This window comes from Symbiopectobacterium purcellii (assembly GCF_019797845.1).
In the GTDB taxonomy this organism is placed as follows: Bacteria; Pseudomonadota; Gammaproteobacteria; order Enterobacterales; family Enterobacteriaceae; genus Symbiopectobacterium; species Symbiopectobacterium purcellii.
Genome location: NZ_CP081864.1, coordinates 718220 through 736377, shown reverse-complemented (window position 1 = coordinate 736377; position 18158 = coordinate 718220). Strand labels below are relative to the sequence as shown.

14 protein-coding genes and 1 pseudogene are annotated in these 18158 nt (G+C 54.3%); 4 read left to right on the top strand and 11 right to left on the bottom strand.

All coding sequences use genetic code 11. The features are described from left to right. Positions 1-135: 135 nt before the first annotated feature. The 5 genes from lysS to xerD form a co-directional block, all read right to left on the bottom strand. On the bottom strand, positions 136-1653 hold the full coding sequence (lysS, locus tag K6K13_RS03590; RefSeq protein ID WP_222159569.1) for a lysine--tRNA ligase: 1518 nt from the start codon (positions 1651-1653) through the stop codon (positions 136-138). Between the two features lie 8 nt (positions 1654-1661). After that, positions 1662-2760, bottom strand: a protein-coding gene (gene prfB, locus K6K13_RS03585; protein WP_222159568.1) for a peptide chain release factor 2 whose coding sequence is annotated in 2 segments (ribosomal slippage) — positions 1662-2684 and positions 2686-2760 — 1098 coding nt in all. Because the reading frame shifts where the segments join, the coding sequence is not laid out codon by codon here. Between the two features lie 249 nt (positions 2761-3009). After that, positions 3010-4743, bottom strand: coding sequence for a single-stranded-DNA-specific exonuclease RecJ (gene recJ / locus K6K13_RS03580; protein WP_222159567.1), 1734 nt, complete (start codon positions 4741-4743; stop codon positions 3010-3012). Between the two features lie 74 nt (positions 4744-4817). After that, entirely contained in the window at positions 4818-5534 is a 717-nt protein-coding gene (gene dsbC, locus K6K13_RS03575) for a bifunctional protein-disulfide isomerase/oxidoreductase DsbC (RefSeq protein WP_222159566.1), read from the bottom strand. A gap of 78 nt (positions 5535-5612) precedes the next feature. Then, on the bottom strand, positions 5613-6512 hold the full coding sequence (gene xerD, locus K6K13_RS03570) for a site-specific tyrosine recombinase XerD (RefSeq protein WP_222159565.1): 900 nt from the start codon (positions 6510-6512) through the stop codon (positions 5613-5615). A gap of 318 nt (positions 6513-6830) precedes the next feature. On the opposite strand from xerD, the gene K6K13_RS03565 reads away from it, so the two are divergent. After that, complete coding sequence (locus tag K6K13_RS03565) at positions 6831-8156, top strand: MFS transporter (RefSeq protein ID WP_222159564.1); 1326 nt, start codon at positions 6831-6833, stop codon at positions 8154-8156. 409 nt (positions 8157-8565) lie between these two features. Beyond that, entirely contained in the window at positions 8566-9084 is a 519-nt protein-coding gene (fldB, locus tag K6K13_RS03560) for a flavodoxin FldB (protein ID WP_222160951.1), read from the top strand. 48 nt (positions 9085-9132) lie between these two features. On the opposite strand, the gene K6K13_RS03555 is transcribed toward fldB, so the two are convergent. Together K6K13_RS03555 and sdhE are read right to left on the bottom strand one after the other, a co-directional pair. Continuing rightward, positions 9133-9564: a protein YgfX gene (locus tag K6K13_RS03555; RefSeq protein ID WP_222159563.1), complete on the bottom strand. Its 432-nt coding sequence runs from the start codon at positions 9562-9564 to the stop codon at positions 9133-9135. Then, positions 9545-9811: an FAD assembly factor SdhE gene (sdhE, locus tag K6K13_RS03550; protein WP_222159562.1), complete on the bottom strand. Its 267-nt coding sequence runs from the start codon at positions 9809-9811 to the stop codon at positions 9545-9547. Before sdhE ends, K6K13_RS03555 begins: the two co-directional genes overlap by 20 nt. A 258-nt stretch (positions 9812-10069) precedes the next feature. Between sdhE and ygfZ the strand changes: the two genes are divergently transcribed. Further along, positions 10070-11071 (top strand): tRNA-modifying protein YgfZ, encoded by a 1002-nt coding sequence (gene ygfZ, locus K6K13_RS03545; RefSeq protein ID WP_222159561.1) that lies wholly within the window; start codon positions 10070-10072, stop codon positions 11069-11071. 61 nt (positions 11072-11132) lie between these two features. Here ygfZ and trhA read toward each other — a convergent pair whose 3' ends face one another. Beyond that, positions 11133-11780 (bottom strand): PAQR family membrane homeostasis protein TrhA, encoded by a 648-nt coding sequence (gene trhA, locus K6K13_RS03540; RefSeq protein ID WP_222159560.1) that lies wholly within the window; start codon positions 11778-11780, stop codon positions 11133-11135. A 123-nt stretch (positions 11781-11903) separates the two neighbouring features. After that, positions 11904-13414, bottom strand: a pseudogene (locus K6K13_RS03535) (alpha/beta hydrolase). Between the two features lie 437 nt (positions 13415-13851). Between K6K13_RS03535 and K6K13_RS03530 the strand changes: the two are divergent. Continuing rightward, a complete protein-coding gene (locus K6K13_RS03530; protein WP_222159559.1) occupies positions 13852-14460 on the top strand; it encodes an HD domain-containing protein in 609 nt (202 codons plus the stop codon). A gap of 74 nt (positions 14461-14534) precedes the next feature. Here K6K13_RS03530 and gcvP read toward each other — a convergent pair whose 3' ends face one another. Together gcvP and gcvH are read right to left on the bottom strand one after the other, a co-directional pair. Next, positions 14535-17408, bottom strand: coding sequence for an aminomethyl-transferring glycine dehydrogenase (gcvP, locus tag K6K13_RS03525; RefSeq protein WP_222159558.1), 2874 nt, complete (start codon positions 17406-17408; stop codon positions 14535-14537). Positions 17409-17717: 309 nt separating this feature from the next. After that, a complete protein-coding gene (gcvH, locus tag K6K13_RS03520; protein WP_222159557.1) occupies positions 17718-18113 on the bottom strand; it encodes a glycine cleavage system protein GcvH in 396 nt (131 codons plus the stop codon). Between the last annotated feature and the right edge of the window lie 45 nt (positions 18114-18158).

The window sequence follows — 18158 nt, the reverse complement described above, 5'->3', positions numbered from 1 at the left end:
ACTTCCCCCCGAAACAGAAGCGTGACGGTAGCATTTTTCGCTGTGGGTTTACCAGCATGGCTCGCGGGATGACCAGGGATAAAAAAAACCCCATGCAAGCATAGGGTTTATTACGCATCCGTCGTTCGAAGAAACTTACTTCTGCGGACGCATCGCTGGGAACAGGATCACGTCACGAATGGTGTGGCTGTTGGTAAACAGCATCACCATACGGTCGATACCGATGCCCAGTCCCGCGGTTGGCGGCAGACCGTGTTCCAACGCGGTAACGTAGTCTTCATCGTAGAACATGGCTTCGTCGTCACCCGCATCCTTTGCACGTACCTGATCGGCAAAACGCTCCGCTTGATCTTCTGCGTCGTTCAACTCGGAGAAGCCATTACCAATTTCACGCCCACCGATGAAGAATTCGAAACGATCGGTGATTTCCGGGTTGTCATCATTACGACGCGCCAACGGGGAGACTTCCGCCGGGTATTCGGTGATAAAGGTCGGTTGGATCAGATTCGCTTCCGCGGTTTCTTCGAAGATCTCGGTCACGATACGGCCCAGACCCCAGCCTTTTTCGATCTTGATCCCGAGAGATGTTGCAATCGCCGATGCTTTATCAAAATCGTCCAGATCCGTCACGTTGGTTTCCGGACGATATTTGCAGATTGCCTCGCGCATGGTCAGCTTCTCAAACGGCTTACCAAAATCAAACGTCTGATCGCCGTAAGGCACCGTGGTACTGCCCAGCACGTCTTGTGTCAGGGTGCGGAACAGGCTCTCGGTCAACTCGATGAGATCTTTATAATCGGCATAGGCCATATAAAGTTCCATCATGGTGAATTCCGGGTTGTGACGCGGCGAAACCCCTTCGTTGCGGAAGTTACGGTTGATTTCGAACACGCGTTCAAAACCCCCCACCACCAGACGCTTCAGGTACAGTTCCGGCGCAATACGCAGATACATGTCAATATCCAGCGCATTATGGTGAGTCACAAAAGGACGCGCGGAAGCGCCACCGGGAATCACCTGCATCATCGGGGTTTCAACTTCCATAAACCCACGTTCCACCATGAAACGGCGGATACCGGACATGATCTGCGAACGCACGCGGAAGGTGTTGCGCGATTCATCGTTGGCAATCAGATCCAGATAGCGCTGGCGATAGCGGGTTTCCTGATCCGCCAGACCGTGGAATTTGTCCGGCAGCGGACGCAGCGCCTTGGTCAGCAAACGCAGTTCAGTACAATGGATGGAAAGCTCACCGGTCTTGGTTTTGAACACCTTGCCACGTGCGCCCAGGATATCGCCCAGATCCCACTTTTTGAACTGTTCGTTATAGATGCCTTCCGCCAGGTCGTCACGCGCCACGTACAGCTGAATGCGGCCACCCACATCTTGTAACGTCACGAACGAGGCTTTACCCATGATGCGGCGCGTCATCATACGACCCGCCACGACCACGTCGATGCCCAGCGCTTCCAGCTCTTCGTTTTCTTTATCGTCGTAAGCCGCATGCAGCGCATCAGAAGTGGAATCACGGCGGAAATCATTAGGAAAAGCGATACCGTGTTCACGCAGCGCCGACAGCTTTTCGCGGCGCGCTTTCAATTCGTTGTTCAGATCCAGCGCCTGATCGGCACCCTGTGATTGTGACTCAGCCATGTGACTTGTTATAACCCCGCTTTTAAACTTGCTTCAATAAATCGGTCCAGATCGCCATCCAACACAGCCTGGGTATTACGCGTTTCCACCCCGGTGCGCAGGTCTTTGATTCGGGAATCATCCAGTACGTAGGAACGAATCTGGCTGCCCCAACCGATATCGGACTTGTTGTCTTCCAGCACCTGCTTCTCAGCATTTTTCTTTTGCATCTCAAACTCATACAGCTTCGCTTTCAGCTGCTTCATCGCTTGATCTTTGTTCTTGTGCTGGGAACGGTCATTCTGACACTGGGTAACAATGTTGGTGGGCAAGTGGGTAATACGCACCGCAGATTCGGTACGGTTAACGTGCTGTCCACCGGCACCGGAGGCGCGATATACGTCAATACGCAGATCTGCCGGATTGATTTCGATATCAATATCATCATCCACTTCCGGGTAGACAAACGCGGAACTGAATGAGGTATGGCGGCGACCACCGGAGTCAAACGGGCTCTTACGCACTAAACGGTGCACGCCCGTCTCGGTGCGCAGCCAGCCAAACGCATAGTCACCGATAATCTTGATGGTGGCCGATTTGAGACCCGCGACTTCCCCTTCAGACTCTTCAATCACTTCGGTCTTGAAGCCTTTGCTCTCGGCCCAACGCAGGTACATGCGCAGCAGCATGCTGGCCCAATCCTGCGCTTCCGTGCCGCCGGAGCCGGATTGAATATCGAGGTAGCAGTCGGCGCTGTCGTATTCGCCGGAGAACATGCGGCGGAATTCAAGCTGTGCCAGCTTGGCTTCCAGCCCATCCACTTCGGTGATGGTATCGTTGAACGTCTCTTCGTCGTCCTCTTCCACTGCCAGTTCAAGCAGGCCGGAAACGTCTTCCAGTCCCTGTGTCATCTGATCGATGGTGTCGACGATCGCTTCTAGCGAGGAACGCTCTTTACCCAGCGCTTGTGCGCGCTCAGGTTCATTCCAGACGTCGGGCTGTTCCAGCTCGGCGTTTACTTCTTCCAGGCGTTCTTTCTTGGCATCATAGTCAAAGATACCCCCTCAGAACAGCTGTCCGGTCAGACAGGTCCTGAATGCGGTTTTTTACCGGATTAATTTCAAACATGATTAGCGTCTTACGTTAGCCGTCAAACGACGGAGAAAAATGGATATATACCCTAAATAATTCGAGCTGCGGGAAGGCGGCAAGCGAACGAATCCCGATGAGCTTACTCAGGTAAGTGATTCGGGTGAGCGAGCGCAGTCAACGCACCTGCAACTTGAAGTATGACGGATATAAACCGGTTATTCTAGCGGAATACACACCAGGTTTACAGCCGTCTGGCGCAATTTTACCCCTGCGTGCAATGACTCACTACAGCGGCCACAAATGCTGTATCAACAATTGCACACTGCGTTTACCGCGAAACTCGTTAACCTCAAGGCGGTAAGCCAGCTCAGCCTCACGAATGCTGCTGTCGGGCCAGCAACGGGTATCCACGTTAAACGCGATACCGTCCAGCAGCGGACCGCCGTTAACCGGCTCTACCATCAGCTTCAGGTGACGCTCTTTCAACAGCTTCTGCTGCAAGATACGAAAACGCCCGTCAAACGTGGGCTCAGGAAACGCCTGTCCCCACGGCCCGGCATCGCGCAGCATCTCTGCCGTCACCAGATTCAGTTCGGTTTGTATCAGTTCACCGTCCGACCAGATAACGCCTTCCAAATGCGATTCATCCAGCCACTCGCCGACCAGTTCACCAAAGCGCGCGCGGAAAATATCAAACTGATGCTCTTCCAGCGATAGCCCCGCCGCCATCGCGTGACCGCCAAATTTAACCATCAGCCCTGGATAGCGGGTATCCAGGCGCTCCAGCGCATCGCGCAAGTGCAGACCGGGAATCGAACGTCCCGATCCCTTGAGCACGCCCTCACCCGCCGGTGCAAACGCAATCACCGGGCGATGGAAACGCTCTTTAAGCCGCGATGCCAGAATACCGACCACGCCCTGATGCCATTCGGGGTGGTACATAGCGATGCCCATAGGCAGTTGATCGAGGCCGTGCTCCAGCTTTTCGCACAGTTGCATGGCTTCCGCCTGCATCTCTTGTTCAATTTCACGCCGCGCCAGATTGAGCGCATCCAGATCGCTGGCCTGCATCCGCGCTTCGACGATGTCATCGCACAGCAGCAGCGCCACGCCAATCGACATATCATCCAAACGTCCTGCCGCATTGAGACGTGGCCCAATCGCAAAACCCAGATCGCTGGCCACCAGTTGGCTGGCATCGCGATTAGCGATTTCCAGCAAGGCGCGAATACCAGGGCGACACTTGCCGGCACGAATGCGATTTAGTCCTTGCGATACCAGAATACGGTTATTCGCATCGAGTGGCACCACATCGGCCACGGTGCCTAGCGCTACCAAATCGAGCAGTTCGGCCAGCTTCGGTTCCGCCAAGCTTTGCTGGCTAAACCAGCCGCTGTCGCGCAGACGCACAAACAGCGCCATCATCAGATAAAACGCTACGCCGACACCGGCCAGCGATTTGGAGGGAAAAGAACAGTCGCGCAAATTGGGGTTAATCATCGCATCGGCGGCAGGTAACGTTTCCCCCGGCAAGTGATGGTCAGTCACCAGCACCTGAATGCCGCGCTGATGGGCATCATCCACGCCGGCATGGGATGAAATGCCGTTATCCACCGTCAGGATCAACTCTGCGCCTAGCTTCTCTGCTTGCACCACCACTTCTGGACTCAGGCCATAGCCATCTTCAAAGCGGTTCGGCACCAGATAGGTCACCTGGCTACCGCCCATGCTGCGCAGCGCCAACACGGCCAGCGCGGTGCTGGTCGCGCCGTCGGCATCAAAATCACCGACCACGACGATGCGCCGTTGTTCTGCCAGCGCCTGCTGCAGCAACGCCACCGCGTCATCAATGCCATCAAGCAGGCGATAATCAAGCAGACCACGCAGGCTGCGATCCAATTCCTGGCCCTCGGTGACACCGCGCTGCGCGTACAGACGACGTAGTAACGGCGAAAGCGTTGCAGGAAGCCCACTGCCTTCCGCCAGCGGACGCCGGCGGAGTATGGTTTTTAATTCCACTGTATTTTCAATTCCACTGCGTGACGGCGTGCATTACACGTTATCGTTTTTTAATGGAGCAACTGGACGACAATTTACGCGCCCGGTTTGGCCGCCGCTCGATGCGCATTCAGCATGGCTAACATCTCTTTCGGTGCCTGATAACCCGGAACCACGGTGCCGTCTTCCAGCACGATCGCTGGCGTGCCTTGCACACCGAACTGAATGCCCAGTTCGTAATGCGCACCGATATTAGTCTTGCAGGTTGCCGGGGAGATAGCCTCACCGCGCGACGCGGCGTCATACGCCTTGTTACGGTTAGCGGTGCACCAAATAGACTGCATGTCTTTTTCCGTCGGCGAATTCAACCCCTGACGCGGGAAAGCCAGGTAGCGAATGGTAATGCCCAGATCGTTGTAGTCTTTCATCTGCTCATGCAGTTTATGACAGTAACCACAGGTGATATCGGTGAAAACGGTAATCACATGTTTTTCCTGCGCCGCTTTGTAGACGATCATTTGATCCTGCAAGGCATCCAGTTTGCCCTTGAGAATCTGGTTGGTCACGTTCACCGGCGTGCCGCCATCCAATGCGTAGAGCGGCCCTTGCAGCAGGTGTTTGCCATCTTCTGTTACGTAGAGCACGCCGCTTTCCGTCAACACCGTTTTAAGGCCAGCGACCGGCGCAGGCTGGATCTCTATTTTTTCAATGCCCAGTTTGGTCAGCGTCTGCTTAATCGCCGCGTCGTCGGCGTGTACTGCGCTGCTCGTCGCCGCGAGCAGTAAGGAAAGCGCCATTAGCCCTTTTTTCATCGTATTCAGTCCCGTTCATGCTGTATTCCGCCGGTAAAGGGCGCGTTCAGCCGTCTACCCTTTGTTTCGCCTGCAATCTCAGGCGCGCGGATGATGCTGTTGATGCAATTGCTTCAGCCGTTCAGTGGCAACGTGTGTGTAAATTTGCGTTGTTGAAAGATCGCTATGTCCCAACAACATTTGTACGACACGCAAATCAGCCCCGTGGTTCAGCAAGTGCGTAGCGAAAGCATGGCGTAAAACATGCGGTGAAAGCTTCTCACTGTCAATGGATGCCAGCACGGCATAGTGTTTGATTCGGTGCCAAAAGGTTTGGCGCGTCATCTGCTGCGCCCTGGAGCTTGGAAACAGCACATCCAGCGTTTGTCCGTTCAGCAACCAGGGCATACCGTGCTCAAGGTAGCGCTCCAGCCAATAAATGGCCTCTTCCCCGAGCGGCACCAGCCGTTCTTTATTGCCTTTACCAATCACCCGCACGACACCCTGGCGTAAACTGACATCTGCAATGGTCAGCCCCACCAGTTCCGAGACGCGCAGCCCGGTGGCATACAGCACCTCAAGCATGGCTTTATCGCGCAGTTCGAGTGGTTCTTCGACACAGGGCGCTTGCAGCAACGCATTCACCTGCGCCTCGCTGAGGTCTTTGGGCAAACGCTGGGGCAACTTAGGAGAAGACAATACCGCGCTGGGATCGTCACTACGCCGTTTTTCCCGGTATAAATACTGAAAAAAACGACGCATGGCACTCAATAAACGCGCCGAACTGGTCGCTTTGTATCCCCCTTCCACGCGTTCGGCGAGATAAGCTTGCAGATCCAGCGCCTGCACCTGCAATAAATCATTGTCAGCATGCTCCAGCCAATCGGCCAGTGCGGTTAAATCTCGCCGGTAGGAGGTCAGCGTGTTGTCCGCCAGGTTTCGCTCCAGCCACATAGCTTCAAGAAACTGTTCGATATGTGCCCGATCCTGTGCTTGCATACGCTTCTCCTCGCTGTACGGCGTGCAGGGTAAAACCCTGTGGTTATTATGCCCGAAGTGACGGTAAAAGGGGCAGGATCATCACCTGAATTCGCGCCGCCGATTTTTCATGCAAATTTATTTTATGCTGCATTATTCAGCGACAGACGCTACAAAATAGGGTAAAGCATAACTTATATCACAGGAAGTATTTACAATCGCGCAACTCGCCAAAGCAGGCTCTGTAGCCGCTTTTTCACTTTTTGGGCTAGCATTGAAATGCTTTTTTTCTGTGACTAGAATGACAGTTCTGTCGATAAAAAAAGATAATAGAGTCCTATGCAAGCCACCATCACGCCCACTCTCGATGCAGAGGCGGACGCAGCCCCGGTTAACTCCCGCAGTAAGGTTGTTGTCGCTTCATTGATCGGAACCGCGATCGAATTTTTCGATTTTTATATCTATGCCACTGCCGCTGTGCTGATTTTCCCGCATATTTTCTTCCCGCAGGGCGATCCGACCGCCGCGACGCTACAGTCGCTCGCCACCTTTGCCATTGCCTTTGTGGCTCGCCCGATTGGTTCTGCGCTGTTTGGCCACTTCGGTGACCGCGTCGGCCGTAAAGTGACGCTGGTCGCTTCTCTGCTGACCATGGGGATCTCTACCGTACTGATCGGCCTGCTACCAACCTACGCAAGCATTGGCATTTTCGCACCGTTGCTGCTGGCATTGGCGCGTTTTGGTCAAGGACTGGGTCTGGGCGGTGAGTGGGGCGGAGCAGCATTGCTGGCTACCGAAAACGCACCCGCCCACAAGCGCGCACTGTATGGATCATTCCCGCAATTGGGCGCACCGATCGGCTTCTTCTTCGCCAACGGCACGTTCCTGCTGCTCTCCTGGTTATTAAGCGAAGAGCAGTTCATGACCTGGGGATGGCGCGTGCCTTTCGTTGCCTCGGCGGTATTGGTCTTGATCGGCCTGTATGTGCGTGTCTCTCTGCACGAAGCGCCCGTGTTTACCAAAGCAATCGAAGCGGGCAAGAAAGTCCGTATTCCGCTGGGAACGCTGCTGAACAAGCATCTGAAAGCAACCATTCTTGGCACGTTCATCATGCTTGCTACCTATACGCTGTTCTACATCATGACGGTCTATTCCATGACCTTTGGCACCTCGCCAATCCCCAAAGGGCTGGGCTTCTCGCGTAACAGCTTCCTGTGGATGCTGATGGTAGCGGTTATTGCCTTTGGTCTGCTGATCCCGGTTGCCGGACTGTTGGCAGATGCCTATGGCCGCCGTAAGACCATGATTGTTGTTACCTGCGGCATGCTAGTGTTCTCGATGCTGTTCCCATCCCTGTTAGGATCTGGCAGCCAACCGCTGGTAATGTTATTTCTGGTGCTGGGCCTGGGTCTAATGGGCTTAACCTTCGGGCCAATGGGTGCATTGCTGCCTGAACTGTTCCCCACCGAAGTGCGTTATACCGGCGCGTCGTTCTCCTATAACGTTTCGTCGATTCTGGGCGCATCGGTTGCACCGTATATTGCCGCCTGGCTGACCGCCAACTACGGTCTGTTCTACGTGGGTGTCTACCTGTTCGCCATGGCGTCCTTAACGCTTATCGCATTATTGCTGACCAAAGAAACACGTCATCAGGCACTCGAATAAGCCTTACAGGCAAACGTGAAGCGGGGTGAAGGTAATCTTCACCCTTTTTTTTACACCGTGTTTTCTCACAGCACACGCACCCGACATCTACGCCATATCCTAAATAATTCGTGTTGCAGGACAAAACGTTAACATTTTGAACGGCACCTGCGCTGGCCCGTAGGGTGAATCTCAGGGATGAGATTCATCAATCCCGATGAGCTTACTCGGGTAAGTGATTCGGGTGACAAACCTGCCGGGAGCAGATTTGAACGCCGTGTGCGGCGGCCTCGTTAGAGGTGAGGTCCAGGGATGGGCCGAATAACCAACGCCGCCAACGCACCTGCAACTTGAAGTATGACGGATATATACCTCGCTGTAAGATTCGGTTAGGCTTATGGCAAGTTTGTTTAATACGCTGCAATTGCATATGAAAATTGGTTTGTTCTACGGCTCCAGCACCTGCTACACCGAGATGGCAGCAGAAAAAATTCGCGATATCTTGGGCGAATCGCTGGTCGACCTGCATAACGTGAAAGATGTCGATACGCAGAAGATGGAAGAGTATGAATTCCTGATTCTGGGTATCCCAACGTGGGATTTCGGTGAGATTCAGGAAGATTGGGAAGCCCTTTGGGGACAGCTATCCTCGTTGAATCTGCAAGGGAGAATCGTTGCGCTGTATGGCATGGGTGACCAGCTAGGCTACGGTGAATGGTTCCTTGATGCCCTCGGCATGTTGCATCAGCAGCTGGCCGCGAGCGGTGCAATATTTATTGGCTATTGGCCCACCGAAGGCTATGAGTTCACTACCACCAAACCGCTCACGCCGGATGGGAAATGCTTTGTCGGGCTGGCGCTTGATGAAGTGAATCAGTATGACCTAAGCGATGAGCGCTTACAGCAGTGGTGTGAGCAGATTTTACTGGAAATGGCTGAGCAGATGTAATCGCCGGAAAGACATCAGCCGACAGCGTGCTGCCGGCTGAACCTGAAACTACTGTGCGTCCGGGTTTTCTCCCGCCCACGCCTTATTCTCCAGCAACAGCTGGCGCAAGTGTCGCCACTCCTGCTTATCCATGTTGTCTGATGCCAGCCAGAGCCGCTGCCGCCGCTTGCCGTCACTGCGCCGCAGCGACAGTAAGATACCGTTTTTCAACATCCACGGACGGCGGATAATGCGCCAGCGATGATGCTGCCACTCTAGGTTTGCTTCAGCCTGCAACACGATTTCGCCGTGGCGCGCTTTGATATTACGCTGGCTGCGGATAAACCCGAACACCACCAGCGTCATCAGCGAGAGCCAGAGCACCGCATAACCGTCCGGCCACGGTGCCAGCAGAATCAACAGCAGCAACGGCCCGTGCACCAGCAAAGAAAATACCTGCATGCGCCAGGAGACGCGTAAATCACAGCGCCACAGGGCCACGATCTTTATTTCGCGTCTGAATAAGAGAGATCATGCGTTTCGGTTCCCCATCTTCCGGTTCTCCGTGGTTCATCAACCAGTTGAACAGGTCAGGGTCATCGCACTGCAATAAACGCACAAAAGCGCGTTTGTCATCATCGTTTAGCACATCATACTCATGTTCAAAAAAGGGCATGATGGCGATATCCAATTCTCGCATTCCTCGGCGGCACGCCCAGTGAATTCGCGCCTTATTATCGATATCCATTGCTTTTCCTACTTTTTATCGACGCCAACGTGTAGTGTAACTCGGATGTCTAGATAAACATTCAACTAAATGTAACATTTTGACATATTTTAGCGCATATTAGCGTATCGCGCAGAAGGACATCGATCGCGCGCACTCAGTAACGCTTTCAAATATGCTAACTGAAAATCATGGGGGCAATGGCACGAATAACTGCTTGCAAACCCTGCAAGCTCTTTTACCATTAGGCCAAACGCAAACCTTCGCGAGGATGGTTACATGGCAACCCCATTTCCCTTTGCTGCACAAACCGTTAAATCAAACGCCATCATGGCCTCGGCGCAGCTTCCCGCTACGCTGATAGCACTTGATGACTGGGCTCTGGTGACGCTGACCGGCCCGGACACGCGCACTTACCTGCAAGGCCAGGTAACGGCCGATGTTAACGCGTTAGCCCCCGATCAACATGTACTTTGCGGCCACTGTGATGCCAAGGGCAAAATGTGGAGCGCACTGCGTCTGTTTGCCCACAACGATGGCTTCGCTTATCTGGTACGTCGCAATCTGCGTGATACGCAGTTAAATGAGTTAAAAAAATACGCCGTATTCGCCAAAACCACTATCGCCGCTGAGGACAATCTCCAGCTTATCGGTGCTGCGGGAAGCACTATACGCGAACGTTTAGCCGAGGTCTTCTCTGCGCTGCCAGACAGTGAGCACCCCGTCGTCAGTCACCCCTTCGGTACGCTGCTCTATTTTTCCCTTCCTGCTGAGCGTTTCCTTCTGGTACTGAACCAAGAAGGCACCGCCGCGCTAAGCGCCGCACTGGCAGACAGCGTACAATGGGCCAACAGTCAACAGTGGCTGGCACTGGATATTGAATCCGCACTGCCGATTATTGACAACGTAAACAGCGCGCAGTTCATCCCGCAAGCAACGAATATACAGGCACTTAACGGCATCAGTTTTAATAAAGGCTGCTACACCGGGCAGGAGATGGTGGCGCGGGCAAAATTTCGCGGAGCCAACAAGCGGGCGCTTTATTGGCTGGCGGGCACGTCACCGCGCGTGCCAGAAGCGGGCGAAGATCTGGAACTGAAAATGGGTGAAAACTGGCGTCGCACCGGTACGATACTCGCCGCCTGCCCGTTAAGCGATGGCACACTGTGGGTGCAAGCGGTACTGAATAACGATCTGGAAGCAGATAGCGTATTGCGAGTGCGGGACGCAGCCGAGAGTCAACTGAGCCTGCAACCGCTGCCTTACTCACTGTCTGAATAATGTCGTCACTGAACGCCGTTTCTGTTTCTACTGGAAACGGCGTCAAAGGGAAATTTAGCGGCTAAACGTAAAGGTAGATCGCCAGAAAATGGCACAGGCTGCCACCCAGGACAAAACCATGCCAGATGGCGTGGTTATAGGGGATACGTTTACAGACGTAAAAAATCACGCCTAACGTATATACCGCGCCGCCCACCGCCAATAAGGTGACACCAGCCGGTGCCAACACCTGCACCAACTGATAAATCACAATCAGTGACAGCCATCCCATCACCAGATAGGTCACCAGCGACAGCACTTCAAAACGATGCGCGAAGGCCAGCTTAAATAACACCCCGACCAGCGCCATGCTCCAAATGACAATCATCAGGCCACGGGCCAATGGCGAATCCAGCCCCACCAACAGAAATGGCGTGTAAGTACCCGCTATCAGCAGATAGATGGCGCAGTGATCGAACCGTTTGAGCCAGGGTTTAGCGCGCGGACTGGGAATCGCATGGTAGAGCGTGGAGGCCAGGAACAGCAGAATAATGGTGCCGCCATACAAACTGTAGCTGGCGATAGCCATGCTCGTCGCGCCATTGTCCACCGCTTGTACCAGCAACAGCACCAACCCGACTATCCCCAACACCACGCCAGCGCCATGACTGATACTGTTGGCTATCTCCTCCGCCAACGTATAACCCGCATTACTCTCTGATTTCACCATATTCCGTTTTTGCTCCCGGTACGATTGGCAGTACAAACTTCGCGCAATCTCATCGAGCAGAGTGTAATCGAGAATAGTTTCAGAGTACAAGCGCACGCTGAAACTATTTATCAACCCGGCATGCTACTGGGCTTGAACCGAACCCGGCATGGGCCCCGGTTCCCTTTCGCCAGGAATAACCTCATCAATGCGCTGCATCATGTAGTCATAGAAGGGGTTGGAAGAAAGGCGCAGCAACGTATCCAAATCGAGAATCAGTACCCCACGTTCACCGCGCGCGGCAATACGTCCGAGTGGAATACCAAACTCATAGGGCGGCGTGGAGAAACGGCCATAAAGCGAATCGCTGTCAGAAAACGGCAGCGCGACGTGCGATAGCGAATAGACATCTTCGGGGTAATCCATCCCGAGATCGCGGCGCGTGACTTCCATACTGCCCGATTTGGTGTCAAAGGCGACCGCCTTTGCGCTGTGTACCGATGCATTGGTGATAACCGTCGTGCCGTACAAACGGGGGGTCGGCGGCAGCCATTGCCCAATCGCCGCTGCTGACGCGTCCCGCAGTAACAGACCGAAATTGATGGTGCGATTGACATAAACAGCACCAAATCATTGTCGTTTTGCGGCAGCAGATTATAGAACGCGCTAATCACCGCCCGTGTGCTGACGGTAAAATCCATCACTGACTGGAAGGTGATAATCGGCGGGAGTTCTGACAGCCTGCGCTGCCGCGCTTCCTGCTCAAGCTGTGACTGCAACACGCTGGTGAGCAGATAAGACTGGCGCGCACCGTTCACCGGGAACGAGTTGTACTTGAACGGGTTGAATTCCGGCACAATACCGAGCCAGGCCGCTTTGGCAAACGGCGGGAAAATCGCGGGTAACCCGGCTAAACCGGCGAAACGTGCGTAAGCCGTAATGCCAATCATCGGAGAGATCAGGACCAACTGGTCGGCCTTGGGCAACGAGGGATCGCTAATCGTATCGAGCGCATATTTCAACGTTAGCGCCCCGCCGTTAGAAAAACCAACGATATGCAGCGGTAAGCGTTCTCCCCCGTTCGTGGGCGTAACAAAATGCGCGGCTTCGCGCACTGCTAAACGCGTGGCCGCCAGCCAATCTTCCCAACGGACTTTGGTCAATGCACCGGGCACGGTACCGTGTGCCGGAATACGCAGACCAATGGCGACAAAGCCGTGCTGACGATAAAGCTCAGCCACATTGCGCATACTATAGGGAGAATCGGTTAGCCCATGCAAAAGCACCACCGCACCTTTGGGCTCGCCTTCCGGCATCAATTCATAAGAGTGGTTCCAGTTATGAGCAAAGCGCCCGGCGTAAACGGGGCTGCCGACAAAATAGCGGTTTAAGGCGACCTGCTCATCCCTGTCCAGCGTCTGGGTGACTTGCTCGGTCACTTGCTGAAACAAGCGCTCCTCATGAGCCAGATACTGTTCCCAGTTAGCACGATCGAGTTGATCAGGCGTCATCTCTGTCGGCACATAAATATGCCAAGGCGCCAGTGCAGGTCCCCGCTGTGAGTCAAACACCCGAATAACCAGAAACGTCAACGCAATGGCCAACACGATAACCACCGCATATTTGATCGTGCGTCGAATGATACGAATAGGCATCATTGCCCCCTTATTATTAGCGCTTTTATCCCCGTCATACTTCAAGCTGCAGGTGCGTTAGCGGCGTTCAAATCTGTTCCAGACAGATTTGTCACTCCCTTGCCGCCTTCCTGCAACTCGCATTATTTAGGGTGAATTGTGATTTTTACTTCGCCCTGTCACGGACTCAATGCCAACCTCGCCTTATGCATTGCGCATAGTGCGTTTGGGATGATCGGTAAAACAGATTGTTTTGTGCCCTGACTATAACGATAGTCGACAATTCCCCCTCCCGAAAGGTCTGTTATAAGACGGAATAGTCAGTGCCAAAGGGACGTCAGCGCGGAATAAAGCGTGTAAATTCTCACCCGCTTCCCCTACAATGAGCCGGTTTTGTTTGACTGCGCAGTGTTTGATACAGCCGCGTTTGACACATCTTTGGATGTAAGGTGGTTTTGATGTCCCTGGCTTTACCCACTCTTGAGTTCGGTACGCTGACCGAAGTAGTTGGTTTCCTGATGGAAATTGATAAGCTAAAAAGCGTACAGCGTCGTTCAAAAATTATCGGCAGTTCCCGCCACGAAGATTCCGCAGAGCACAGTTGGCACTTTGCCGTTGCCGCGATGAGCCTGGCACCCTACGCCAGTCAGGACGTGGATATTCAGCGCGTGATTCAAATGGCCTTGGTGCATGATATCGTCGAGATCGATGCTGGCGACGTGATGGTCTACGATCTTAGCGCTCGAGAAGCGATTCAGGCGCAGGAAGAAGCTGCTGCCGTTCGGTTATTTGGCCTGCTGCCCGAACCGCAACGTCAGCATTTTCTGCAACTGTGGCAGGAATATGAAGCGGGCGACACCGCGAACGCGCGTTTTGCACTGATGATCGACCGCATTATGCCTATCCTGATGAACCTGCATAACGGTGGGCAAAGCTGGGTCGAAAACGGTATCCGACTGGAGCAAGTATTGGGACGCGCCAGCTTTATTGCCGAGATCAATCCTGAACTGTGGCGCTACCTGAAAGATCACCTGGAAACGGCGCAGGCCAAAGGGTGGTTAGGGTAATAGCGGCTTGTCTGATACAAACAGCCCGACAAAAAACCCGCCATACGGCGGGTTTTCATTTTTTATAACCTGAATTACGCGTAATCGCCAATCGGTACGCAAGAGCAGAACAGGTTGCGATCGCCGTACACGTCATCAAGGCGTTTTACGCTCGGCCAGTATTTATGCTCAGCCCCTGCCGGGAATACGGCCAGTTCGCGACTGTAGGGATGCGACCACTCACTGACGATCTCCTGCTGGGTATGCGGCGCATTCACCAACGGGTTGTCCTCCAGCGGCCATTCACCCTGCTCCACACGCTGAATTTCTGCACGGATCGCCAGCATTGCATCAATAAAGCGATCCAACTCGACCTGACTTTCTGATTCCGTCGGCTCTACCATCAGCGTTCCCGCCACCGGGAACGACATGGTCGGCGCGTGGAAACCATAGTCGATCAAACGCTTGGCAATATCCATTTCGCTGATGCCAGTGCTCTCTTTCAGCGGACGAATATCCAGAATGCACTCATGCGCCACACGGCCATCACGGCCGGTGTAAAGCACCGGATAAGCGTCCTTCAAACGCGTTGCGATATAGTTGGCATTGAGGATCGCCACCTGACTGGCGTTCTTCAGTCCTTCAGCTCCCATCATACGGATATACATCCAACTGATAGGCAGGATGGACGCGCTGCCAAAAGGTGCAGCAGATACCGCGCCCTGCGTGGTCAGCAAGCCATCAATCTGCACCACCTGATGCCCCGGTACAAACGGTGCCAGATGGGCTTTCACCCCAATCGGTCCCATACCCGGCCCGCCACCGCCGTGCGGAATGCAGAACGTTTTATGCAGATTCAGGTGCGACACATCCGCGCCAATGTAGCCCGGCGTGGTGATACCGACCTGCGCGTTCATGTTTGCGCCGTCCAGATACACTTGTCCGCCATGTTGATGCACAATCTGACACACTTCACGAATGGTCTCTTCATAAACACCGTGCGTGGAGGGATAGGTCACCATGATGCAGGAGAGGCGATCGCCCGCCTGCGCGGCTTTCTCCCGCAGATCGTGCAGATCAATATTCCCTTGTTTGTCACACGCCACCACGTCTACCGCCATACCGGCCATCTGTGCTGATGCCGGGTTAGTGCCGTGCGCAGAGCTTGGGATCAGACACAGCGTGCGCTGAGCATCGCCTCTGCTCTCATGGTAACGGCGAATGGCCAGCAAACCGGCATACTCGCCCTGCGCTCCCGAGTTGGGCTGCATACACACGGCATCATAACCAGTGAGTTGCACCAACCAACCGGAAAGCTGTTCGATCATCACACGATAGCCTTGCGCCTGTTCCGGTGGACAGAACGGATGCAGTTCAGCAAACTCCGGCCAGGTGATTGGCAGCATTTCCGCCGCCGCGTTCAGCTTCATGGTGCAAGAACCCAGCGGGATCATCGCACGGTTCAGCGCCAGATCTTTATGGGCCAAGCGATGCAGATAACGCATCATCTCGGTTTCACTGTGATAACGGTTGAACACCGGGTGGGTCAGAATGGCATCCGTGCGCAATAACGCAGCGGGAATGGACGACGAGCCACCGCTGAATGCCGCATCCAGCGTAGCAATCGACAGACCGTGCCCCTCTCCCAGCAGCACGTCAAACAACGCTGCGACATCTTCTCGAGTGGTGGTTTCATCCAGCGTGATACCGACGCCGTGATAGAGATCGGTACGCAGGTTGATCACGGCATGCAACGCGCGTTCGATGACGGCATTCTTGTCGCTAACCTCAACCGCCAGCGTATCAAACCAGGTGGTGTGCCACAGTTTCAAGCCCCCCTGCTGCAACCCGGCGGCCAGAATATCGGTTAAACGATGAATACGTTCAGCGATACGCTTGAGTCCCTGCGGCCCATGATACACCGCATAGAAACCGGCGATATTCGCCAGCAGCACCTGAGAGGTGCAGATGTTTGAGTTGGCTTTTTCACGGCGGATATGTTGCTCACGCGTCTGCATCGCCATACGCAGCGCCGTGTTACCCGCTGCATCACGCGAAACGCCGATAATGCGCCCCGGCATGGCACGTTTATATTCATCCTTGCAGGCGAAGAAAGCCGCATGCGGACCACCGTAGCCCATCGGCACGCCAAAACGCTGGGCGGAGCCAAACACAATATCAGCGCCCTGTTTGCCCGGTGCCGCCAGCAGTACCAGAGCCATGATATCAGCGGCGACACTGACGATGATCTTGCGCGCATTCAGTTGCGCGATCAGTTCGCGGTAATCATGCACTTCACCGTAGGTATTCACCTGCTGCAACAGCACGCCAAACACACCTTCCGTTTCCAACGCGGCGGCGACATCGCCGACCACCACTTCAAAACCAAAGGTCTCGGCACGGGTGCGCACCACATCCAGCGTTTGCGGATGCACATGCTCCGCCACGAAGAAGCGGTTAGCCTGTTTCAGCTTGCTGACGCGTTTGGCCATTGCCATCGCTTCCGCTGCTGCCGTCGCTTCATCCAGCAGAGAGGCAGAGGCCAGCTCCAGCCCGGTCAAGTCTTGCGTCATCTGTTGAAAATTCAGCAAGGCTTCTAACCGCCCTTGCGAAACTTCAGGCTGATAAGGCGTATAGGCAGTGTACCAGCCGGGATTTTCCAGCAGATTACGCAAGATAACCGGTGGCATATGCACAGCGGTGTACCCCATGCCGATATAGCTTTTGTAGCGCTGATTGCGCCCGGCAATCGACTTAAGCTCCGCCAACGCCTGATGCTCGGGCAGCGCATTGCCTACCGCTGGCGGATTGGGCAACTGGATATCTGCCGGCACAATCTGTCGAATCAACGCCGACAAGGAATCTGCGCCGAGCGTTTCCAGCATGTGAGCCTGCTGCGCGGGCGTAGGGCCGATATGACGTTCCACGAAAGCGGCGTCATGTTCGAGTTGGCTGAGAGTCTGAGTCATTAGGGGTATTTCCTGCTTCAAGCAATTGTTATACCCGTCATACTTCACGTTGCAGGTACGTTGGCGGCGTTCGTTATTCGGCCCATCCCTGGACCTCACCTCTAACGAGGCCGCCGCACGCGGCGTTCAAATCTGTTCCAGACAGATTTGTCACTCCCTTGCCGCCTTCCTGCAACTCGAATTATTTAGGGTATAGAACGTTCATGGCAAACAACAAGTGCGAACGCGGTTGACGGCGCTCACTGCCTTACATTCTGACAAATCGATTTACCCCGTGATGCGCGATAAAACCGTCACGGGGTGACAAGGTTATTCGTCTTCTTCTAACAGCGCCTGATAAGCCGTGGCATCCAACAGATCGTTCAGTTCGTTTTCATCAGACGCTTTGATACTAAACAACCAACCGTCGGCATAAGGCGCGCTGTTGACCAGCTCCGGTTGCCCTTCCAGCGCATCGTTTACTGCCAGGATCTCACCGCTCAAAGGCGCATAGATATCTGAGGCGGCCTTGACCGACTCCGCGACAGCGCAGTCGTCGCCCATCGCAACCTGCGTGCCAACGTCAGGCAAATCGACAAAAACCATGTCCCCTAACAGTTCCTGGGCATGTTCGGTGATACCGACACGATAGACACCCTCGCCTTCGGCCTGGACCCACTCATGGGATGAGGTGTATTTCAACGCGGTTGGGATTGTGCTGCTCATTGCCTGCTCTCCTTAAAAATCGCTTCGTCGTATCGAATCGCGCGA

What these genes read in the sequence shown, in the direction of transcription:
- lysS (WP_222159569.1), bottom strand. Translation starts at nt 1,653, where the DNA reads ATGGCTGAGTCACAATCACAGGGTGCCGATCAGGCGCTGGATCTGAAC.
- dsbC (WP_222159566.1), bottom strand. Translation starts at nt 5,534, where the DNA reads ATGAAAAAAGGGCTAATGGCGCTTTCCTTACTGCTCGCGGCGACGAGC.
- xerD (WP_222159565.1), bottom strand. Translation starts at nt 6,512, where the DNA reads ATGCAAGCACAGGATCGGGCACATATCGAACAGTTTCTTGAAGCTATG.
- K6K13_RS03565 (WP_222159564.1), top strand. Translation starts at nt 6,831, where the DNA reads ATGCAAGCCACCATCACGCCCACTCTCGATGCAGAGGCGGACGCAGCC.
- fldB (WP_222160951.1), top strand. Translation starts at nt 8,566, where the DNA reads ATGAAAATTGGTTTGTTCTACGGCTCCAGCACCTGCTACACCGAGATG.
- sdhE (WP_222159562.1), bottom strand. Translation starts at nt 9,811, where the DNA reads ATGGATATCGATAATAAGGCGCGAATTCACTGGGCGTGCCGCCGAGGA.
- ygfZ (WP_222159561.1), top strand. Translation starts at nt 10,070, where the DNA reads ATGGCAACCCCATTTCCCTTTGCTGCACAAACCGTTAAATCAAACGCC.
- trhA (WP_222159560.1), bottom strand. Translation starts at nt 11,780, where the DNA reads ATGGTGAAATCAGAGAGTAATGCGGGTTATACGTTGGCGGAGGAGATA.
- K6K13_RS03530 (WP_222159559.1), top strand. Translation starts at nt 13,852, where the DNA reads ATGTCCCTGGCTTTACCCACTCTTGAGTTCGGTACGCTGACCGAAGTA.
- gcvP (WP_222159558.1), bottom strand. Translation starts at nt 17,408, where the DNA reads ATGACTCAGACTCTCAGCCAACTCGAACATGACGCCGCTTTCGTGGAA.
- gcvH (WP_222159557.1), bottom strand. Translation starts at nt 18,113, where the DNA reads ATGAGCAGCACAATCCCAACCGCGTTGAAATACACCTCATCCCATGAG.